Raw genomic sequence first — 21,914 nt, 5'->3', positions numbered from 1 at the left:
GAGGTGTCACATATTCATAATAAAATTATTTGATTACTACCTGGTGGAGATTTCTCCGATTAAATCAAATTAATCTTCTTTGGTTAAAGTGAGGAACTCTTCAACGTCTTGCATACACAATTCCATTGCTTTTCCCCAAAATTCAGGAGTTGTTAGATCAACATCTAAGTGTTTAAGTGCAAGTTCCTCTACAGTCATAGAAGCCGTGTCTTTAAGTAAGGCAATATACTTTTGCTCATACCCTGTTCCTTCTTCGATTGCTTTCGCATATATCCCTAAGGAAAACAGGAATCCGAATGTATATGGGAAGTTATAAAACGGCACACCTGTTATAAAGAAGTGTAACTTTGATGCCCAAAATAGCTGGTGATATTCTGATAGTGAATGAGAGTATGCTTCTTTCTGAGCTGAGAGCATAAGATCATTTAGAATTTCTTTACTAACAGGGCCTTCTTTTCTCTTTTCATAAAATCTGGTTTCGAATAAGAATCTCGCGTGAATATTCATTAGCAATGCAACAGAACGCTGCAATTTATCGTCTAGTAATGCTATTTTTTCCTCTTTCGATTTTGCTTCCTTCAGTGACGCATCCGCCACAATCATTTCAGCAAAAGTAGAGGCTGTTTCGGCAACATTCATCGCATAATTACGATTCAGTTGATGCAAATCCCTCATTGCATAGGTATGGAAGCCATGGCCTAATTCATGAGCTAAGGTAGATACATTGGATGGTGTGCCCGAAAAGGTCATGAAGATCCTTGACTGGCTACTCTCAGGAAAATAGGTATGGAAGCCCCCTGCGGCCTTCCCCGTCCGATCTTCAGCTTCAATCCACTTATTTTCAAATGCTAATTTAGCGAATTCAGCCATTTCTTCCCCAAATACTTCAAACTGCTTCATAATGAACTCTGCGCCCTCTTGGTAAGAGACTTTCGATTCTGTTTTCCCCAATGGAGCATCCAGATCGGCCCAACTCAATTTTTCCAAACCAAGTAAGTGCGCCTTGCGTTGTAAGTACTTCACAAGTGGCTGTTTCATATTCGTAATAACTTGCCACATTGTATCCAACGTTTTTTGTTCCATTCTATTTAGGTCAAGAGGTTCCTTTAGGACATTCTCCCACCCTCTAAGTTCATACACATTTAAACGGAAACCAGCAAGATGGTTAAGCGTTTTTGCTAAATAATCTGCTTTATCTGCCCAAGCTTTTTCCCATTCAACAAATACTTTTTTACGAAGCTCGGGGTCAGAACTAGAAAATTTGTTAAACGCTTGGCCGACTGAAAGGTGTTCCATTTTACCTTCCACTTCTAGAGGAATTTTAATCGAAGCGACAATCAAATCATATAATTGGCCCCATCCATGATAACCATCTACGCCAAGTGCGTTGATTAACGACTCCTCTTTAGAAGAAAGTTTTTCTTGTGCTGCATTTCGTCTTTCGTTTAAGACAAAGGACAATTCTCTTATTTCTGCATCCTGCACCAATGAAATCCACTTTTCTTCCTCGATCTTGGTCAACCGCTCATCAAACAATGTAAGCGCCGTTTGTAAGCTGGCACTTAATTTAGCTACCTTTGAACGAAGATCATTTGCTTTTAAATCGTTCGTATTTTGAGCTTGTAAGCAACTAACAAAAGCCCCTGCTTGACGAATTTTTTTTGCGCTATTTTGAAATTCTTCAATGAGATTTAATAACACAGTCTTTACGTTTTCGTTTTGTGGAATCCATTCATTTATTTTTTGTTGGAATGCTTCTACCGTTTTTGAAGATTCTTCTAGATGACTCTGAAAATGTGTTGATTCGCTTCCCCCTGGAAAAATTGAATCTAATTCCCACACTTCTGAATATGTATGTTTAATCATTTTTAGTCCCCTTCCTTCCATTAATTATTATAAACGATATTATCTAAATTTTCACACAGTATATGATGTGGAAACGGGAATTCTTAACTCTAACAAAATAAAAGTGCCAGCTACAGCTAGCACCAAAGTATCTTTGTTAGCAGTCAACCCCATAATTCCACCAGCCTCCAAAGACCAATAATAAGATAAGTAGAACAATGATTAAACCGTACCATATGCCACCACCGTAGCATGGAGCTGCTGGATATACCGGAAATGGTGGTGGACATCCATACGGATTTGAATAATAGTAAGCCACTTTTCTCCCTCCTTCGCACCTATCTTGTTATTAAGGTATGTCAGTTGAGGGAGCTTGTTTGGGCTGGTGTCCTATATAGTCTTGTTAAATCGAGGACATTCATCTAACCATCTGATTTAGAAGAAATTTAATATCTACTTTCATTAATTTGACAACCTTTAAGCTGTACGGTATAAGTGGATGGACAAAGAAAGTATGATTGGCTATGAAGGAGGCAATACCTTGGACTTAAGAAAAAACACTTTTCTTTTATTGTTAAGTGCTTCCCTAATCCTTTTAGGTGGATGCACAGAAAAAGACAATGAAAAGAATACAAACACTGTTGAAAAAGAAACCGAACAAACAGTTGAGAAAGAGAAACCAAAAGAGGATTTCTCAATTACACCTGTTAAGTCATTAAAAGTCGATCACATACATGGTTTGGGATATCCTAATGAAGAAGATTCCTTGTACGTGGCAGCACATGATGGTCTAAAAATACATAAAGACACGACTTGGTCAGAAACAACGACGAACAACCATGATTATATGGGTTTCCAACCAGTGAAGGACGGATTTCTATCTAGCGGTCACCCCGAAAAGGGTTCTAACCTAAAAAATCCCCTAGGTCTCATCCGCAGCACTGACTATGGTAAGACGTTAGATAAGATAGCCTTTTACGGAGAAAGCGACTTTCATTTCCTGGCTGCAACCTATTTCGGAAATACCATATACATTATAAATGAACATAAGAATTCACAACTACAACCAGGTGTGTTTTATTCAGATAACGACGGTAAAACATGGACTCAGAGCAAACTTCAGAACTTCAAATCAGATACTCTAGGAATGATTTCTGTAAACCCTAAGAATGGAAAGCAAATGGCCATCGCAACTAGGAATGGGGTTTTCTTATCTGATAATAATGGAAACGATATGAAGCTTGTGACTGAATCTATCATGTCTACTGCGGTTGCCCACTCTGAAACTGACCTTTATTACGCTTCAGCCCAGAAAGAAAAAATTTCTCTTGTTAAGTTAAATTTGGAAACTAAAGCAATATCAGAAATCAAGATTCCGTTCCTAGATTACACAAATCCAATTACGTATATTGCGATTAATCAAGTGAATCCTAAGCAAATCGCGTTCACCACATACGAAAACGATTTGTACGAATCAAAGGATGGAGGCCAAAACTGGACGCCGATCTTGAAAAAAGGGAAAGCATAATAAGTAAAACATAAATGAAGATTACAGTGCTCAAGTAAAACGAAAGAGATGCCCAGGTCAGGACATCTCTTTTCTTAATCTCGTTTTTTCTTTTTATCCTTTTCTGCCCGATAAAACTCGTGGAACATTTTCATGAGCGCACGCTTTTCAATCCGTGACACATAACTTCTACTTATACCTAGTTCCTTCGCTATTTCCCGCTGGGTCTTCTCTTTTTGAAGATCAAGTCCGAACCTGCCAACAATCACTTCTTTCTCCCTGGCGTCTAAAACATCGATATATTTTTTTATTTTCTCAAGTTCCATGTTCAATTGGATCGTATCGATGACATCTTCGGATTCAGATTTCAATACGTCGATCAGGGAGATTTCATTTCCTTCCTTATCCTGACCAATCGGGTCATGTAGTGAAACATCTTTCTTCGTCTTCTTAAGTGCCCGTAAATGCATCAATATCTCATTTTCAATGCAGCGTGCCGCATATGTCGCTAACTTGGTACCTTTGCCTTCCGAATAGCTTTCAATCGCCTTAATCAAACCGATCGTACCAATTGAAATCAAATCTTCAGCATCTTCTCCCGTATTTTCAAATTTTTTCACAATATGAGCCACGAGCCTTAAGTTGTGTTCAATGAGCATATTCCGTGCATGACCGTCGCCTTCGGCCATTAGCCGTAAGTACTTTCTTTCATCGGCAGCTGATAAGGGCTGGGGAAAAGCATTATTTTTTACATATGATACTAAAAAGACAAACTCTTTTACCAAATATCCGAGTGCCGTCAAAATTCCTGACATGCATCCACCCCCGCTTTTTAAGGACTTTCGCCTATAACTAATTCCTATGTAGATTGGGCGGATATTGTGTCTGTCCCTTGTAATATATATTTGTGGAAAATGATGCTAAAACACTATCCATCTATACATAAAAACACTGACAGCTAATATAGTGTCAGTGTTAAGAAATTATTATTTAAAATTAATCTTCAACTGTTACGTCAACAGCAATGATACAGCCTAGTGCACCCGTTATAACCAAAGCCAAGACCATCAATAGCATGTTCTTCCACCCCTTTAATAATCTCCTCTTAAATAGAATTTATCATATTTAAGTGGTGGAAACTCATAGCTGTTGTGAACATTCTGTTACAGTGAAATACTTCTTATGTTGATATTCATGTCTAGAATTAGAACCTTTATTTAGGATTTATTCTTATTTGAATTCCTCAAAAACAATGTCAATAAAATCACATGAAGGGACATATTAAAAACCTCCCTTTGAAAGGATGCTCGGTCAGACTGTATCTTTCGAAACCCATAAAATTGCTTTACGTCCTTGCATTAGATATAACATTGTCATTACCACCTCTCTAAATGTTTAAAAACCTGATCTGACTAATATTAAAACGGACGATGTAGGGAAAACTGACGATTTTTATTTTCTTCGTAAATTTTCTTGATCATTTCTTTTCTTTGAATTTCTTCCAAATTAAGCGATCTTTTCTTTATTGTTACAGTTAAGAATAAAATGTTTAGGGTCATGACTTTCACCTCCTTCGGCATTTCTATGCACATAAAAAACCGCAGTTAAGGACTCACCCGCGGTTTTTCGCACAAAAAAACCGCAAGGCACAATTCTACCTGCGGTTTGTATAGGCATGATTAACATAAATGTTGTTAAGCAGTCCGTACCAATGCGGTCGAATGTGGTAATGTTACATATGAAGTTACTGAATTTACTACTGCAATCATAATCATATTATTCGACCTCCTTTAGTATTTTTGACTACAATGGTAATTATATCCACTTTTACCATATTTGTAAACATAAAATGTAAAAAATCTCAAAAAAAATAAGAATCAAAGATTGATTCTTATTTTCTAAGAGTATATTAATCCGTTTCTCCCAATTTCTGCAGGAGATTTTTATAATGCTTTGAACGGAAGAAAAAGAAAATAGATAACGTAAGCGAAACAACCGATGTTCCCATCATGATGTTAATATCGCTTGTACTATTTGTGACAGACGGAAGAATAATACCTAGGTAAAAGAATACCCCGACAGATAGTAAGACAATAGCGAATCTTTTATAGTCTGCCATTTTTTCAGAAAGGATTTTTGCTTCAAAATTCATCATAACCACCTGCACTTTACTATAATCTACAATACCACTTTACCATATTTTTTACAGATTAAGAGCATGTAAATTTTAGTAAAAAAACCAAAAAGGGTGGAAGTTTAAACTCCACCCTTTTCAAACAAACACATTATTTCAAAGCCTGTTCTAAATCCTCGATTAAATCTTCTACATCCTCTAGGCCGACAGAAAGTCTTACTAAACCTTCAGTAATCCCTAATTCATCACGACGCTCTTTTGGAATGGATGCGTGAGTCATACGTGAAGGAACAGAAATCAAACTTTCTACCGCACCTAAGCTCTCTGCAAGCGTAAAATATTTAACTTTCGCCAACAACTCATCCGCTTTCTCCCCACTGCCAACATCAAATGAAATCATGCCACCAAAACCTTTGGCTTGTTTCTTTGCGATGTCATGATTTGGATGGGACTCAATTCCAGGATAATATACTTTCTCAACACTTGGGTGATCTTGAAGGAATTTAACAATTGCTCTTGTATTCTCTTCAGTTTCCTCCATACGGATACCAAGGGTCTTGATTCCTCTAATCAATAACCAAGAATCCTGTGGTCCTAATACACCACCTGTAGAGTTTTGGACGAAATGAAGATCTTCAGCAAGCTTTTCGCTATTCACAACCACTAGACCTGCTACAACGTCGCTGTGACCTCCAATATATTTCGTTGCACTGTGAAGAACGATATCGGCACCGTATTCAATTGGCGTTTGCCAATATGGTGTAGAGAACGTGTTATCAACGATGGTAAGAAGGTTATTTTCTTTAGCGATTTTAGCAGCGCCAGCGATATCAGTAATTTTCAATAATGGGTTTGTTGGCGTTTCTAAATAGACCGCTTTTGTGTTAGGACGAATCTCATTCTTGATGTTATCAAGATTGCTCGTATCAACGAACGTCGCTTCAATTCCAAAGCGGTTTAATACCTTCGTCATGACACGGAAAGTACCACCATAGACATCGTCTGTCATAACGATATGATCTCCACTGTTGAATAGCATCATGACAGCCGTGATTGCTGCCATCCCTGATCCAAAAGCAAAACCAGCTTCTCCGCCTTCTAAATCCTTAATCAGCTCTTCTAATGCATGGCGTGTTGGATTACCTGTGCGGGAGTACTCAAAGCCTTTATGACCACCAACACCATCTTGCTTGTACGTACTTACTTGATAAATAGGTATTGAAACTGCGCCTGTGTATGGATCGCTACTAATTCCACCATGAATAAGTTTGGTTTTCTTTCTCACTTATATACCCCCTTCATATATTTTCTTACTTAAATAACGCTCACTGCCGTCTGGAAAAATAACAACAATATTTGTGCCAGGTGCCGCTTTCTTTGCTTCAAGTAATGCGGCATGAAAAGCTGCCCCAGATGAACTTCCCACTAGGAGCCCTTCTTTTCGAGCCAATTCCTTGACTAGTTTAAAAGCATCGTCGTCAGAAACCGTATGAATGGCATCGAAGTACTTTTGATCCATGTAGTCCGGAAGAAACTCCATTCCAATGCCTTCGGTTTTGTGTGGACCAGACTCACCGCCATTAAGAATGGATCCCTCGGGCTCAACGATAACAGTCTTGATATTTGCATTCTTTTCCTTTAAGTATCGTGCAGTTCCCATGAATGTACCACCAGTACCTGCACCTGCTACGAAGACATTTAGCTGCCCATCCAATTGCTCCCATAATTCAGGCCCAAGAGTCTTGTAATAAGTTTCTGGGTTTGCTGGATTTCCAAATTGTTGAGGACAATAGGAATTCGGGATTTCTACAAGCAATTGTTTTGCTTTCTCAATAGCCCCTTTCATACCTTCCGAAGTCGGAGTATGTACGATGGTTGCTCCGAGGGCCTTCATTAATTCTTGCTTTTCAATGCTGAACTTTTCCGGAACACAGAAGATGACATTAATTCCTTTGTTTATGGCCGCCAATGCCAATCCAATACCCGTATTGCCTGCCGTTGGTTCAATTACCGTTCCACCTTCGTCAAGCTTACCACTTTGAATGGCTTCATTGAGCAATTCCTGACCGAGACGGTCTTTTACGCTACCACCAGGATTCATGAGTTCTAATTTGGCAAATACTCTTACTCCTGCAGGTAGTTCAAACTGAGTTATCTCTACTACAGGTGTGTGACCGATTAACTCATGAACATTTTTATAGACTTTCAAGATGTCCCCCTGCCTTTACAGCTTAATTTTCGTTTAAACCTGCTACCATTTTCATAACAAGATTCGCAGAATGCAATGCTGCTTTTTCTAGGTATTGATCGAAAGAAACATTGGATTCCTTCCCAGCGATATCAGAAAGTGAACGAATGATAACAAAAGGTGTTCCGAATTGGTGGGCAACTTGTGCGATCGCTGCTGCTTCCATTTCTACAGCCTGAAGATCAGTAAACTTACCGCGAACATCTTCGACTCTTACAGGGTCATGCATAAATGAATCTCCTGTAGCGATAAGACCTTTAACAGTCTGGATTCCCTCAATTTCCTTTGCAGAAGTTTCAGCAAGTTTGACAAGGCCTTCATTTGCTAAAAAAGCAGCAGGTAATTGTGGTACTTGACCGTATTCATATCCAAAAGCCGTTACATCCACATCATGATGACGAACTTCTGTAGAAATGACCGCGTCACCAACGTTTAGGTCAGGATTGAAACCACCAGCTGATCCTGTGTTGATAATGTAATCCGGCTTATATTTTTCTAAAAGAATCGTTGTTGACATTGCTGCATTCACTTTGCCGATTCCTGAGCGTAACAAAATGACATCCTTGCCATGCATCTTACCAAAAGTGAATTCGCATCCTGCAACTGTTTCCTGAGATGCATCTTGAATATTTTCGCGTAGTAGGGTCACTTCTTCTTCCATTGCTCCGATGATTGCTATTTTCATTTTTCATTCCTCTTTCTCTATTGTTTTTCAGCCTCCATTAACCAAACAAAATCATTGCACTTTGAAAACTTAACAACGAATCCATTACTTTCAAGGATTCCCCTCAAAATCGGCATTGTTGTGTAGTACTCTGTTTGCAAATCCGTTGCAAGATTAAGGAAACCTTTTTGGATGCTATCTGAAATGGCTTTTTTATACTCTGCTTCAGATTCATACATTGTATCCGCAAATACTATTTTACCACCTTGGGGCAACAGCTTTCCATAGGTGGCTATCGCTTCCGCTTTTTCATTATCGGTTAGGTGATGAAATGCATATGTGCTTACTAATGTATCTACTTTTTCAAGGAATGGAAAGTTTAGAAAATCACCATCAAGAATGGTTACACGTTCTCCTAATTTCTCCTGTGCAATTTTTCTCATGGAAGGCGAAGGCTCAATACCAGTAACCTCTAAACCCTTCTCTAATAGTTTGTTTGTAAGGTTTCCTGTACCCACTCCAAATTCAATGACATGTCCGAAGGATCTTTCAGCAACTTCTTCAAGAATCTGTTCATAGTGCTTGAAAACTTCTTTGTATTCCAAATCATGTCCGACCACTGTTTCATCATAAGAATCTGCCCATTGCTCAAATAGTTCTAAGAATTCTCTCCCCATCATTGCCACCCCTATTATATACTTATAATTCCTATCAGTATAGTATGATTTAAAATAATTCTTGTTCCCAATTTAGCATATTGTTTGTAGATATTCAACCAAAGAGTTGCGAGTTATGCCTTCTAACACTACAATTGTTTTTATGAAAGAGGAGGAAAGATATAATGAATTTTCAGTTTGATTTAATTGAAGATAAAGTTGAATTTTTTGACGCTGGGGACTTAAGAACGTTGGAAAGAAAAATAAATAATCAAATTGAAATCAATAAGACGATTCTTCTAACAGTACACTCTGTTTCCCACCAAATGCACATTGAAGAAACAGGAAAACCTTATTTTACGGCTGTCGTTCACTTTAAGGCAAAAAAGAGCTGAAGTCAGCAATTTTTTATTAGCCAGAATTTTAATGTAGTTTTGTGGACAAAAAAAGTGAAGGTGTCTGCCACCTTCACTACCAATTGTTAGTCTTTATCGTTTTCAACCAATTTTTCAACCTTCGCAGGTTTCCAGCCTTGACCATCTACCCAATCAAGATAAACTCGATAAGTTTGCTGCTTATCCTTCGTTGAAACAGTACCGATTGAAGAATTTGGATTACCGTTATTGTTTCCAAGGTACCAGACCGTCATATTGCTTTGATCAATTCCAGTAGCATATGACATAGCTGCCAGCATTTCCTGCCAGTCAGCAGAACTCTCATCATAGACAGTTGCATGATCACCGGATTGAGTAGTGCCAACAGACTTCCAGCCTGGGTTTTCAATCGTTTCTTCTACATTTGAGTCACTTCCGCCACTCGTTACAACATTATCCGTTTCAGGTTCAAGAGCTGTTTCAGAGTCCTCAGATTCTTCTGCGCCCTCAGATTCTTCATTCACCACTTCCGAATCTTCTTCATCGGTTACAACTGCAGATTCATTCTCATCTTTTTTATTTTTTGCAGCTTTTTCAGATGCCACATTGTTTGTCTTTGCTTTCTCTTGATTAGCATTTTCATCATCACCCATGAAGATAACTGCGGAAACGATAATGATTAAAAGAATAACCAATCCAATAAGGCTATTCAAAATTAGGTTCGTTTTCTTTCTTTTTGACCGAAAACCAGTCCTAGAATTCTCATGATTCAATCTATAAACCTCCCAAGCATTAAGGATGTGAACATTCTAACATGACTTGCGCAAAACATGAAGGATTTTCACTTTTGCCACTTTACATACCATTCATGTAACATATCATGAGCTGCCTGAATAGAAAAGATTAATCAAAATTCCGCATACATTTGTCCAATTCAGATAAAAATCCATCCAATTTTCCGGAACATTCAATAAGTTTCACAAAAAGTACATAAACAGAATAATTTAAACACGATAAAAACCCGTTATCCCAGCATTGCAAACGGGTTCTGATACATTATTTATTCATATCATTTTCAGCAATCATTTTGACCATATCAGCAAACAACGGATTCACTCCACCCTCATCTTCAAAAACATCTAAATTGACTGTCACGAGAGCATATTTTGGATTTTGATAGGGAAAGTAGCCTGCAAACCATTTGTTATGCAACTGTTTTTTATCTACGAAAACACCCGTTTCTGCAGTACCGGATTTTCCGGCTACTTCTAAGGGAAGGTCTTTGAACCATCTTCCCGTACCTTTTTCATTCAATACCACTTCACGAAGTAATCTTTGCAGATTCATAGCGGTATAGGGAGCGATAGAATCACCTTTTATGATTGTTTTATCAAAATCTATCATGGTTGTTCCGTTTTTATATTCAATCTTAGAAGAAGCCCTTACAGACTCTTTCTTACCTCCCCTTGCTATCGTCGCCATCATATTTGCAACGGCTAGAGGTGTAACGCGAACTTCATGCTGCCCAATTCCTGAAAGTGCCACAAAATTATCATCCCGTTTTGCGTCATCCGATAAAAAAACTCGGCCTACATCTTCTTCAGGAAGCTGTTTGAAATTGCTTGTATGAAAGACCGGACCTTCCCACCCGACACGACCAATTACGCCCAACTTCTTAGCATAATTTTCGAGAATGTCAGGATCAATATCTTTTAGGTCTTTAGCCAATTGCCCAAATGTTTGGTTGCAACTTCTTGCAAAGCTGTCTTCAAAATTCAGCATTCCATGATTATATTTCAAATCTGGCTTCCCGTTCAATTTTCGACTGCAATCGAAGGTACGTCCAGGATCGTCAAGGTTATAATCAATGGCAGCTGCGGCAACAACCGTCTTAAAAACAGAACCAGCTATTTGCTGTTTCAACATCATATTAGTAAGACCTGCACCATCAAAAGGATTATTCTTGTTCACAGAAGGCTTTGAAACCATCGCTAATATGGAGTTAGATTCAATATCTAACAATACCAACCCGCCCCGTTTAATTCCATACTGATCGACTAGTTTTTCTGAGTTATCCTGCAGTTCCCTATCAATCGTCGTCCTAATATTTACTGGATAAAAAGGATTAGCTGGGTCAACATATTTTACATTGATGCCAAATAGCGGAGCACCGTCTCCATCCACATGAAAGACTAATTTTGATTTTCCCTCTGGAAGAAGAAACTCATCAAAACTAGACTCCATGCCTGAAACGCCAATTAACGTTTCAGGTGCCAATTCCTTGTCTGGATAACGCTTCAATAATTCTTTAGGATTTTCTCTTACTAACCCTATTAATTGTTCTGCAAGAAATCTTTCCTTCTCATACTTTCTTTCAACTGCAAAAACTCCCGGAATTCTTAGGGCATTTATCTTTTCCATTTGCGAAGTAGTCAACTTTACCGGTTCGGGATCCCCAAAAGCAAAGGGATCTTTTGCATTCTTAATACTATCAATCAAATCTTCTTTATGAACGCCAGTAATTTCGGCAACTTTTTCTACATCCCATTCCATCCGGGATAAAAAAGGAAAAAGAATAAGTACAGGGATTTTTGTATGTGTAAGTGATTCTCCATTACGGTCTAAAAAATTCCCTCGCCCATTATCGATTACCATTTCTTGAGACCTTTGTCTTACACTTGCTTCTAATAAATTCACATTATGCTTAGAAAAGCTCTCTGTCGAGATAAGCTGAATTTCAGCCAATCTCGCTAATAGTAACGAAAATCCGATGAGACAAAAGATTACCATGCCCAATGCTCTTTTTCTCCACATAAAAACACCTCGTCAAAAGTTTTGACGAGGTTTATGAATTTCAAACATTTTATTGGAATAAAGCGCTCACAATATGATTCGAAATTCTATTATTTAATTGATGTGATACGAACGTGCATTTCTCCACCTGGGGTTTGAACAGATACTTCATCGCCAACTTTTTTACCCATTAGGCTTTTTGCAATTGGTGAATCATTTGAAATCTTTCCTTCAAACGGATCTGCTTCAGCACTTCCTACAATCGTATAGCTTTCTTCGTCACCGTTTGGCAATTCAATGAAAGTAACAGAACGTCCTAACATAACTGCATCAGCAGTTGACTCAGCTTCTTCGATGATCTTAGCATTGCGAATCATGTTTTCTAAAGTTGTAATTCTACCTTCAACAAACGCTTGCTCTTCTTTAGCAGAATCGTACTCAGAGTTCTCGGAAAGATCTCCAAAGCTTCGAGCAATTTTTATACGCTCTACCACTTCTTTACGTTTAACCGATTTCAAGTATTCGATTTCTTGCTCTAATTTTTCTTTTCCTGCTTGTGTCATAGGAAATACTTTCTCTGCAGCCAAAAAACTCACTCCTTCTAGTCTTCACAATCCCCCAACAGGTTGTGTAATAGGTATGTAGTGCATTATGTCTCAGCGAGGTCACAAATGCATAGGAGCGCGTCCTTAGAAAGGGCGCGCACTTTACTTCAGTCTAAATAGACTGTTAATTATAAAATATCTATCCTATTGTTTCACAAAATTGATTTTTGTTCAAGAATTGTTTGAATTTTTGTGACCATTAAATCGATTGCAACGTGATTATGGCCGCCTTCTGGAATAATAATATCTGCATAACGCTTTGATGGTTCGATAAATTGATTGTGCATTGGACGTACCACATTTACATATTGATCGATAACGGAATCAATTGTGCGTCCACGTTCTTTAATGTCACGAAGCATACGTCTAATGATGCGTAGATCAGCATCTGTGTCGACAAAAAGCTTAATATCCATTAAATCGCGTAATCTCTCGTCTTCAAGAACAAGTATCCCCTCAAGAATGATAACATCCTTAGGCTCCACAGGTATGATTTCATTTGAACGAGTATGAATGGCATAATCATAAACAGGCTTTTCAATCGCTTCAAACTTTAATAGCTTTTCAATATGTTCAATGAGAAGGTCATTATCAAAGGCAAGCGGATGGTCGTAATTGGTTTTCAATCTTTCTTCCATCGGCAAATCACTTTGATCTTTATAGTAGTAGTCTTGCTCTAGCATTAAAATAGAGTGTCCCTTAAAACTCTCATAAATAGCTTTCGTTACACTTGTTTTTCCTGAACCAGACCCACCGGTTACTCCTATAACAACTGGTTTGCGTTTCATGTTAGTTCTCCTTTCGCATCATGTTGTTACGGTAAACAGGTTTGTCCATTTTAAAACGGACAATCTGAAGTGGGTGTCTTGCTGCATCAAGTTCATTGCCATCTTCATCCCAAATTTTATCAATAACATGCGTGAAATTTTCGATTTCCGGTCCGAAGAATTCAACTTCTTGACCAGGTTTAAAGTAATTACGTTGTTCGAGGGTTACCATTTGGGTTTCGGCATCATAATCAAGCACTAAGCCAGCAAAGTCAAAGGTCGTCTTCTTGCTATGATTACCAAACATTTGCTCTTTATACCCAGGTATACCTTCGAAAAAGGCAGATGCAGTCTCGCGATTAGCACATTTGTCTAATTCATCCAACCATTCTTGCTTGATTGTAAAGTTCTCTGGATCCGCACAGTAAGCGTCGATAACTTTTCGATACACACTAACAACCGTTGCAACATAATGGATGGACTTCATTCTTCCTTCAATTTTCAAGCTATCAATTCCAAGCTCAATCATCTTTGGAATGGATTGAATTAAGTTAAGATCTTTCGGACTCATTGCGAAGGCAGCATCTTCATCGTTGAAAAGGGCTGTTTCGTTATCGCCTTCTAATTTATATAAATCATAGTCCCATCGACATGACTGACAACAACCGCCTCTATTAGAATCCCTTGCCGTCATATGATTACTTAGCGTACAGCGTCCAGAATAAGCTATACACATTGCTCCATGAATGAAAGCCTCGATTTCGATATCTACCTTTTCCTTCATTTCGCGAATCTCTTCAGCTCCGGTTTCTCGAGCCAAAACGACACGCTCCAACCCTTCTTCCTTCCAATACTGAACAGCTTTCCAGTTGGACAGTGATTGCTGGGTACTCAAGTGTACTTCAACGTTTGGTGCAACACGGCGACAAGTTTCAATGATTAATGGATCCGCTACGATAATTCCCGCTACCCCTGCTTCCTGGAGCCCAAACAAGTACTCTTCCAAACCATCAATATTTTCATTATGAGCAAAAATATTAGTTGTAACGTAAATTTTCGCACCATACTTTTGGGCGAACTCAACGCCTTCTTTCATTTCTTCAAATGTAAAGTTACCGGCATTTGAACGTAAACCGTACTCTTGTCCACCGATAAATACTGCATCAGCTCCATATTGGACAGCAATCTTGAGCTTTTCAAGGTTTCCAGCAGGTGCAAGCAGTTCAGGCTTTTTTACAATTACGCGTTTACCATCGATGATTTCTGATATTTTATCATGCATGACATTCATGACTTCGAACCTCCTTTACGGTTATTTAGTAAACAGTCTCTTTAAAGAAGAATCCTGTATCCAATGGTCTGTTTTCAGGCTGAATTTCTTCGATTTCGTTTAATAAATCTTCTTTTTTCTCTTCGTAAAGCTCAGGGTCTTCCATAAAAGCATCGATCGCTTTACGATAAGCTTTTGTTACCGTGATAATGTATTCAGATGTCTTTAAAATGCCATCGATTTTAAAAGAATCAATGCCCGCTTCAAGCATTTCCTGAAGTTCGTCGATGATGCAAATATCGTTTGGGCTCATAATATGCGTCCCATTCTCATCTTCAAAAATAGGATACTTGTTAGAACGTTCCTTATCGTGCAGGAACATATCTGTTTGTTTTTGACGATTTCCTACTTCCAGAGCTTTTCCTTGATATTCGAAATAGTTGCCCAGCAAGGAACGTTTTGATTGGAACATGCATGTCATGCCATGTACTTGAACCTCAATCTCTACTTCAGCATTTTCTTTCATTTCCAAGATAGCATCCATGTTAATTTCTCTTGCAAGGACAGCCCTTTTAGCCCCTTTACGTCCCCAATAATTGCATGTATACCAATTCGTTGCCGTAGTTTCAGTATTCCAGTGCAACTGCATGTGAGGTGCAACTTCTTTTACAGTCATTAATACAGCAGGATCTCCGAAAATGATAGCATCAGCTTTTACTTCGGAAAGAAATTCAATATAGCCCTTCAATTCTTCAATCTTGTCATTATGAAAAATTGCATTCATAGCTACATAAACTTTTACTCCTTTAGCATGGGAGAGTTCAATGGTTTTTCTGACATCATCCCTATTGAATTCGCCTGCAAGCCTCAATCCGTATCTCTGCTCACCGATTACGAAAGCATCTGCACCTGCCTCAATCAAAGCGGGAATATCATCTATATGAATAGGAGTTACTAGCAACTCTGGCTTATTCATTATCTGTCACCTCTTCTTGCATATGTTTTTTTCGTGTAATGGCAACTCCATCGCCAACAGGTAAAATGACCGTGTCATATTCAGGATGAGTGCTTAACCATTGATTGTATGCATCTATCTTACGAACCAAACTTCGTATCCGTTTGCTCTCGATTTCCTCTTCACATACCAATCCTTTGAATAGGACATTATCCGTAATGATGACGCCATCTTCATTCAAATATTTCGAGTAAAGTTCAAAGAATTTTTTATACTGTCCCTTTGCTGCATCAATAAAAATAACATCGTATGGTGCGGTTGTACTAATCTCTGCTTCAGCTTCAAGAGCATCTGCATGAATCAATTTAATGCGATTTCCGATTTCCGATCTAGCAATAAAAGCTTCAGCAAGCTGAAAACGCTCATCATCTCTTTCGATACTTACGATTTTTGCTTCTTGTAGCGCAGTTGCCATTCTAAGCGCAGAGTAACCGATCGCAGTACCTACTTCCAATATATTTTTTGCGTCTTGTATTCTAAGTAATTGCAACAATATTTCAATTCCTGTCCGTTCCATAATTGGTACGGCATGTTGTTGCGCATACTCTTCCATTTCTAGAAGCAAACTGTTGCGTTCAGGAACTAGATTCTCTAAATAAGCTTGCAGCTTTTCGTTAATCAAGCTGCCCCACCTCTATCCTTAAAAAGAAGTTTTTCTTTAAGTTTTTTCTTTTAGACATGAAAAAATAGCGTTTCACAGAATAACGGGTCTAAACAACTTGCAAGACACACACTTTTTCTGTTTGTTACGCTATCAAGAAAAGCTTGGTCCTAACGACACCAAAGCTAACAGATTTCGACATTAAAAACACTTGAACCATTTTAACATAAAAAGAGGGGAAATGCGAACTTTCCCCTTTTGTTTTATTATTTTTTATTTGTGATGTACTTGTCTTTTTCACGATTGTGTTCTTCAAGTGTTTTTGTAAAGATGACCTTACCTTCTCCTGTAGCCAGGAAATATAGAAAATCTGTTTCAGAAGGCTCTAACGCAGCTTCAATCGACATAACTCCGGCATTTGCAATGGGTCCTGGTGGGAGTCCAAGATTTTTATAAGTATTGAAAGGCGACTCCACTTCCAAATCTTCATACAAAACTCTTTCCTTATGCTTTCCTTTTGCGTATAGGACCGTTGGATCCGTTTGTAACATCATGCCTTCCTCAATACGATTATAAAAAACACTTGCGATCGTTTTTCGATCCGCTTTTGCTGTAGCTTCTTCCTCAATCAATGACGCCATTGTCAGAAGCTGATGCGAAGTAAATTCCTTAATTAAGGCTTCTTTTTTGTAGGCATCCAATATGGATTGAGTCTTATCAAGCATCGTTGTTACCATCATTTCAACGGTTGGTTCTTTTGTATAGAACGGATAAGTAGCCGGGAATAAGTATCCTTCAAGAGGATACATAACCTTTGGACTTATGATTTCTTCTGTCAACAAATCAGGGTATTTTCCCATCAGCATTTTTATAAATTCTTTATCATTCAACTTCGCAAATACTTCATCGGCAGTAAGTCCAGTAGCTTCAGCCATGATTTGCGCAATCTCCTTTAACTGCTTACCCTCAGGAATCGTCACTTTCATCGCTACTTCCTGCATGACCTTCCCTGTTTTTAAACTTGTAATGATTTGAGGAATGGTCATGGACGGAGTCATTTGATATTCGCCTGCCATAAATCCTGATTCGTTCTTAAATTTTACATAGTATTTGAATACTTTTGCATCCTTAATAATTCCCTTTTCTTCAAGTGAATTAGCAATTCCGGTTACAGAAGACCCAATCGGGATGTTAACCATCTTAATTTTTTTGTTACCTGGATCCAGCGGCTCTAATGCTGATTTGATGTATAAGTAACCACCTCCGCCTATAGCCAAAGCGCCTATAATGATGGCCAGCGACACAATGAGGACGATTCTTCTAACAATCTTAGCTTCACCTTGGTGTTCCATCATTTTTTCGCGAATAATTTCTTTTTTAGATTTATTCTTATCGGATGACATTTTCATTCCCCTCCCCTTTCTGAAGGGCAACCCCTTAGAAAATCTGATTATCTCTTACCCAATATTATACATTATTTTCTTATTTAAATAAGACATAATGTAAAAAAAGCAAGACTAACGTCACAATAATTTCAGCATAGACGTTGAAAAATGTCAATTACGGGCGGATTAAAGGAAAAAAGACAAAAAAAATGACCGTCTTTAGACGGTCATTTTTCTACACACATATTTATTATTCTTCGCCTTCTTGCTCATCCAAGAAAGTGTTAAGCATTTCTTCGATCATTTCCCATTCTTCATCCGTTTCGATTGGAGAAAGTTCTCCATCTACATTGTCTTCACTAGGAATGAAAGCTGAAGCGTGGATTTCGATTTCTTCATCGTCACCTTCGTCAGCTCCGATAGGGTAATAAAGTACATAAGATTTTCCGAATTCATCAGAATCAAATGTAAACAAAACCTCACATAATTGCTCGTTGCCGTTTTCATCTACTACAGTAATATTGTTTTCACCGTGGTTCATGTTTTTCACCTCATTAGTTTTTGCTATCTAGGTAGCCTTGTAAAATAAATACCGCAGCCATCTTATCGATGACTTTTTTTCTTTTAGCCCTGCTCACGTCAGCTTCCAGTAACACACGTTCAGCTGCCATAGTGGTAAGACGCTCGTCCCAGAGTATAGCAGGCACTTGAAATCGTTCTTCAAGTTCGGAGGCAAACCTTTTGCTAGCTTCTCCGCGTGGTCCAATGGAACCGTTCATATTTTTCGGATAACCGACCACGACACTCTCTACACCATACTCTTTTATTATTTCACCAATTTCGTCAAAACCAAACACGTTTCTGTCTTCATTGATTTTCAGCGTCTTCAAGCCTTGAGCAGTCCAGCCCAGCTCATCACTAATTGCAATCCCAACTGTTTTGGAGCCGACATCCAACCCCATAATACGCATACGTTAACCCTCTCGCTGCTGTTTTAAATATGATTTTACTAGTTCTTCAATCATCTCATCACGCTCAAGTTTACGGATGATATTACGAGCATCCCGATGGCGCGGGATATAAGCGGGGTCTCCTGAGAGAAGGTACCCAACAATTTGATTGATCGGATTGTATCCTTTATCCTGCAGTGCGTCGTACACTTGAAAAAGAACTTCTTTTACATCATGTTCAAACGGTTCTTCAGGAAAGTTAAACCTCATCGTTTTGTCAAGGGAGCTCATTGCGTACACCTCACTTTATAAGTAACGGGACAGAAGCAGTTCCTCATTAATTACATTCTACACTACTTTGTCCTATTATCAAACGGATTTAACCCATTCTTCCGCATATTGTAGAGCTTCATCCAATTTTTCTGGGTCTTTTCCACCAGCTTGAGCCATATCCGGACGTCCGCCACCGCTTCCACCGCAACGACCCGCAACTTCCTTAATAAGCTTTCCAGAATGGTAGCCTTTTTCAATTAAATCGCTAGTAACAGCTGCGATCAAATTGACTTTGCCTTCGTGTGCACTTCCAAGTACGATAACGGCAGATTGCAACTTCTGCTTTAAGTCATCAGCCATATTGCGCAAGTTATTCATATCAGCTGCCTGTACTTTTGAAGCTAATACTTTTACCCCGTTTACCTCTTTCACTTGTGAAACAAGGTTTCCAGCTTCAATGTTACCCAATTTTGCCGCTAATGATTCATTTTCACGTTGAAGTTGTTTCACTTCAGCCATTAAACCGTCAATTCGGCTTGAAAGGTCTTTTGGATTAGCTTTAAGTTTCTCAGCAGCCTCTTTCAGCATACCTACTTGTTCGTTTAATAATTGGTAAGCTGCTTCTCCTGTTACAGCTTCAATACGACGAGTACCAGCGCCAATCCCGCTTTCGGAAACAATCTTAAATAATCCGATAACAGACGTATTAGGAACGTGACACCCTCCACAAAGTTCCAGGCTGTAATCTCCGACTTGGACAACACGTACAATTTCTCCGTATTTTTCTCCAAATAGGGCCATTGCACCCATTTCTTTTGCTTCAGCGATTGGTTTTAAATCTATTTGAACCTGGATATTTTGCCCAATCTTCTCGTTTACAATCGTTTCGATTTGTTCTAATTCTTCCGGTTTGATTCCACCGAAATGAGAGAAGTCAAAGCGCAAGCGATCAGGTCCAACTTGAGAACCAGCTTGGTTAACATGAGTACCAAGTACATCTTTTAATGCTTGGTGAAGTAAGTGGGTAGCCGTATGGTTTTTAATCAATTTCACACGTGATGCCTCATTAATTGATGCTTTAACCATATCGTTTACCTTCAGCATTCCTTCTTCAACCATTGCTTTGTGTAAGTGTTGACCATTTGGAGCTTTTTGAACGTCCTTGATCACTACTTTTAAGCCGTTAGCTCCGAGCGTACCACGGTCTGCAACCTGACCACCGCTCTCTGCATAAAAAGGAGTTTCATCAAGGATAATTTGAACTTCCTCCCCTTTGGATACTGCTTCTACAAGTTGACCATTTTGGACAAGAGCTACAACAGTTGCATTAACGGAAAACTGATCGTATCCGACAAACTTACTTGCAACCTTGATTTCACCAAGTACGCCACCTTGCACCTGCATGGAATCAACATCTTGACGAGCTGCTCTAGCACGCTCACGTTGCGCTTCCATCTCTTGTTCGAATCCAGCATGATCTACCTTCATGCCTTCTTCTTCCGCATACTCCTCTGTAAGCTCAACCGGGAACCCATAAGTATCATATAGACGGAAAGTATCAACGCCGGAAATGGTATCGCTGCCCTTTTCTTTTTCCTTCTTAATGACGCTTGCCAAGATGGAAAGTCCTTCGTGAAGTGTTTCATGGAAACGCTCTTCTTCGTTCTTGATTACTTTTTGAATGAATTCGGTTTTTTCTTTTACTTCTGGATAGAAATCAGCCATGATTTCACCAACAACTGGAACCAAGCCATACATGAATGGTTTGTTAATACCAATTTGTTTTGCGTATCTGACAGCTCTACGAAGTAGTCTTCTTAAAACATATCCACGACCCTCATTCGAAGGAAGCGCTCCATCTCCAATGGCGAATGCAACTGTACGAATATGGTCAGCAACCACCTTGAAAGCAACATCTTTTTCTTTATCAACGCGATATTTATCCCCTGAAATTTCTTCAGTTGCGCGGATAATAGGCATAAATAAATCGGTATCAAAGTTTGTTGGAACGTTTTGAACGACAGATGTCATCCTTTCAAGTCCCATTCCTGTATCAATGTTTTTCTTTGGAAGTGGTGTATATGTTCCATCAGGATTGTGATTAAACTGAGAAAAAACAAGGTTCCATACTTCTAAGTAACGTTCGTTTTCTCCACCAGGATATAATTCTGGATCAGATGGGTCATCACCGTATTCAGGACCTCTATCGTAGAAGATTTCCGTATTCGGACCACTTGGGCCTTCCCCGATATCCCAGAAGTTCCCTTCTAAACGAATGATTCGTTCAGCAGGGACACCAATTTTTGTACTCCAAATATCGAATGCTTCAGTATCTTCAGGATGAATCGTTACAGATAGCTTCTCTGGATCAAATCCTACCCATTTATCATCCGTCAAGAATTCCCATGCCCACTCAATAGCTTCGACTTTGAAGTATTCCCCTATTGAAAAATTCCCTAGCATTTCAAAGAATGTGTGGTGACGAGCTGTTTTTCCTACATTTTCAATATCATTTGTACGGATCGATTTTTGTGCATTTGTGATTCTTGGATTATCAGGAATCACGCGGCCATCAAAGTATTTTTTTAATGTTGCGACACCGCTGTTGATCCAAAGCAATGACGGATCATCATGTGGGACAAGTGAAGCACTTGGCTCAATGCTATGACCTTTTTCTTTGAAGAAATCCAAAAACAATTGACGTATTTGGGAACCAGTTAAATATTTCATGTTTGTTCCTACCTCCTTAAATATGTAAAAAAAGACAACAAAAAAAGCCCTATCCCAAACAGGGACGAGAGCTTGCTCGCGGTACCACCCTGATTTA

General features: G+C 38.8%; 23 protein-coding genes. 2 read left to right on the top strand and 21 right to left on the bottom strand.

Annotated features, from left to right (window positions below):
• Positions 1-69: 69 nt before the first annotated feature.
• Together BMZ31_RS06910 and BMZ31_RS20260 are read right to left on the bottom strand one after the other, a co-directional pair.
• Positions 70-1,866, bottom strand: coding sequence for a M3 family oligoendopeptidase (locus tag BMZ31_RS06910; RefSeq protein ID WP_090830994.1), 1,797 nt, complete (start codon positions 1,864-1,866; stop codon positions 70-72).
• A gap of 136 nt (positions 1,867-2,002) precedes the next feature.
• A complete protein-coding gene (locus BMZ31_RS20260) occupies positions 2,003-2,164 on the bottom strand; it encodes a hypothetical protein (protein WP_175478021.1) in 162 nt (53 codons plus the stop codon).
• Between the two features lie 222 nt (positions 2,165-2,386).
• Between BMZ31_RS20260 and BMZ31_RS06905 the strand changes: the two genes are divergently transcribed.
• Complete coding sequence (locus BMZ31_RS06905) at positions 2,387-3,373, top strand: F510_1955 family glycosylhydrolase (protein WP_175478020.1); 987 nt, start codon at positions 2,387-2,389, stop codon at positions 3,371-3,373.
• A gap of 74 nt (positions 3,374-3,447) precedes the next feature.
• Here BMZ31_RS06905 and sigK read toward each other — a convergent pair whose 3' ends face one another.
• From sigK to BMZ31_RS06870, 7 genes are all read right to left on the bottom strand, one after another.
• Positions 3,448-4,167: an RNA polymerase sporulation sigma factor SigK gene (sigK, locus tag BMZ31_RS06900; protein WP_090830992.1), complete on the bottom strand. Its 720-nt coding sequence runs from the start codon at positions 4,165-4,167 to the stop codon at positions 3,448-3,450.
• Between the two features lie 603 nt (positions 4,168-4,770).
• On the bottom strand, positions 4,771-4,911 hold the full coding sequence (locus BMZ31_RS06895) for a YrzI family small protein (protein ID WP_090830991.1): 141 nt from the start codon (positions 4,909-4,911) through the stop codon (positions 4,771-4,773).
• Positions 4,912-5,261: 350 nt separating this feature from the next.
• Positions 5,262-5,507 (bottom strand): YrhC family protein, encoded by a 246-nt coding sequence (locus BMZ31_RS06890; protein ID WP_254778647.1) that lies wholly within the window; start codon positions 5,505-5,507, stop codon positions 5,262-5,264.
• Between the two features lie 130 nt (positions 5,508-5,637).
• A complete protein-coding gene (locus BMZ31_RS06885; RefSeq protein WP_090830989.1) occupies positions 5,638-6,771 on the bottom strand; it encodes a bifunctional cystathionine gamma-lyase/homocysteine desulfhydrase in 1,134 nt (377 codons plus the stop codon).
• Positions 6,772-7,695 carry a cysteine synthase A gene (gene cysK / locus BMZ31_RS06880; RefSeq protein WP_090830988.1) on the bottom strand — a complete coding sequence of 308 codons (924 nt, stop codon included), beginning with the start codon at positions 7,693-7,695 and terminating at the stop codon, positions 6,772-6,774.
• A gap of 22 nt (positions 7,696-7,717) precedes the next feature.
• The gene (gene mtnN, locus BMZ31_RS06875; RefSeq protein WP_090830987.1) at positions 7,718-8,419 is read right to left on the bottom strand and encodes a 5'-methylthioadenosine/S-adenosylhomocysteine nucleosidase; all 702 of its coding nucleotides are present in this window, start codon (positions 8,417-8,419) and stop codon (positions 7,718-7,720) included.
• 17 nt (positions 8,420-8,436) lie between these two features.
• Positions 8,437-9,075, bottom strand: coding sequence for a class I SAM-dependent DNA methyltransferase (locus BMZ31_RS06870; RefSeq protein WP_090830986.1), 639 nt, complete (start codon positions 9,073-9,075; stop codon positions 8,437-8,439).
• Positions 9,076-9,239: 164 nt separating this feature from the next.
• Here BMZ31_RS06870 and BMZ31_RS06865 point away from each other — a divergent pair, with 164 nt between their 5' ends.
• A complete protein-coding gene (locus BMZ31_RS06865; protein WP_090830985.1) occupies positions 9,240-9,449 on the top strand; it encodes a YrzA family protein in 210 nt (69 codons plus the stop codon).
• Between the two features lie 86 nt (positions 9,450-9,535).
• Here BMZ31_RS06865 and BMZ31_RS06860 read toward each other — a convergent pair whose 3' ends face one another.
• The 12 genes from BMZ31_RS06860 to alaS all read right to left on the bottom strand — a co-directional run bounded on the left by BMZ31_RS06860 (position 9,536) and on the right by alaS (position 21,817).
• Positions 9,536-10,201 carry a YrrS family protein gene (locus BMZ31_RS06860; RefSeq protein WP_090830984.1) on the bottom strand — a complete coding sequence of 222 codons (666 nt, stop codon included), beginning with the start codon at positions 10,199-10,201 and terminating at the stop codon, positions 9,536-9,538.
• A 283-nt stretch (positions 10,202-10,484) separates the two neighbouring features.
• Positions 10,485-12,242, bottom strand: coding sequence for a peptidoglycan D,D-transpeptidase FtsI family protein (locus BMZ31_RS06855; RefSeq protein ID WP_090830983.1), 1,758 nt, complete (start codon positions 12,240-12,242; stop codon positions 10,485-10,487).
• A gap of 89 nt (positions 12,243-12,331) precedes the next feature.
• On the bottom strand, positions 12,332-12,808 hold the full coding sequence (gene greA, locus BMZ31_RS06850) for a transcription elongation factor GreA (RefSeq protein ID WP_090830982.1): 477 nt from the start codon (positions 12,806-12,808) through the stop codon (positions 12,332-12,334).
• 170 nt (positions 12,809-12,978) lie between these two features.
• Entirely contained in the window at positions 12,979-13,614 is a 636-nt protein-coding gene (gene udk / locus BMZ31_RS06845; RefSeq protein ID WP_090830981.1) for a uridine kinase, read from the bottom strand.
• A gap of 1 nt (position 13,615) precedes the next feature.
• Positions 13,616-14,884 (bottom strand): peptidase U32 family protein, encoded by a 1,269-nt coding sequence (locus tag BMZ31_RS06840; RefSeq protein ID WP_090830980.1) that lies wholly within the window; start codon positions 14,882-14,884, stop codon positions 13,616-13,618.
• Positions 14,885-14,909: 25 nt separating this feature from the next.
• The gene (locus BMZ31_RS06835) at positions 14,910-15,839 is read right to left on the bottom strand and encodes a peptidase U32 family protein (RefSeq protein ID WP_090830979.1); all 930 of its coding nucleotides are present in this window, start codon (positions 15,837-15,839) and stop codon (positions 14,910-14,912) included.
• Positions 15,832-16,500, bottom strand: a complete 669-nt coding sequence (locus BMZ31_RS06830) for an O-methyltransferase (RefSeq protein ID WP_090830978.1) — start codon at positions 16,498-16,500, stop codon at positions 15,832-15,834. The genes BMZ31_RS06835 and BMZ31_RS06830 overlap by 8 nt, the downstream gene beginning before the upstream one ends.
• 245 nt (positions 16,501-16,745) lie before the next feature.
• Positions 16,746-17,882, bottom strand: a complete 1,137-nt coding sequence (gene mltG, locus BMZ31_RS06825) for an endolytic transglycosylase MltG (RefSeq protein WP_090830977.1) — start codon at positions 17,880-17,882, stop codon at positions 16,746-16,748.
• A 232-nt stretch (positions 17,883-18,114) separates the two neighbouring features.
• Complete coding sequence (locus tag BMZ31_RS06820; RefSeq protein ID WP_090830976.1) at positions 18,115-18,405, bottom strand: DUF1292 domain-containing protein; 291 nt, start codon at positions 18,403-18,405, stop codon at positions 18,115-18,117.
• 13 nt (positions 18,406-18,418) lie between these two features.
• A complete protein-coding gene (gene ruvX, locus BMZ31_RS06815) occupies positions 18,419-18,835 on the bottom strand; it encodes a Holliday junction resolvase RuvX (RefSeq protein WP_090830975.1) in 417 nt (138 codons plus the stop codon).
• Between the two features lie 3 nt (positions 18,836-18,838).
• Entirely contained in the window at positions 18,839-19,105 is a 267-nt protein-coding gene (locus BMZ31_RS06810) for an IreB family regulatory phosphoprotein (RefSeq protein WP_090830974.1), read from the bottom strand.
• 78 nt (positions 19,106-19,183) lie between these two features.
• Positions 19,184-21,817, bottom strand: coding sequence for an alanine--tRNA ligase (gene alaS / locus BMZ31_RS06805; protein WP_090830973.1), 2,634 nt, complete (start codon positions 21,815-21,817; stop codon positions 19,184-19,186).
• Positions 21,818-21,914: the final 97 nt, after the last annotated feature.

The sequence above is a fragment of the Bacillus sp. cl95 genome (genome assembly GCF_900115925.1).
In the GTDB taxonomy this organism is placed as follows: Bacteria; Bacillota; Bacilli; order Bacillales; family Cytobacillaceae; genus Neobacillus_A.
This window is presented reverse-complemented; position numbering and strand designations above follow the sequence as displayed.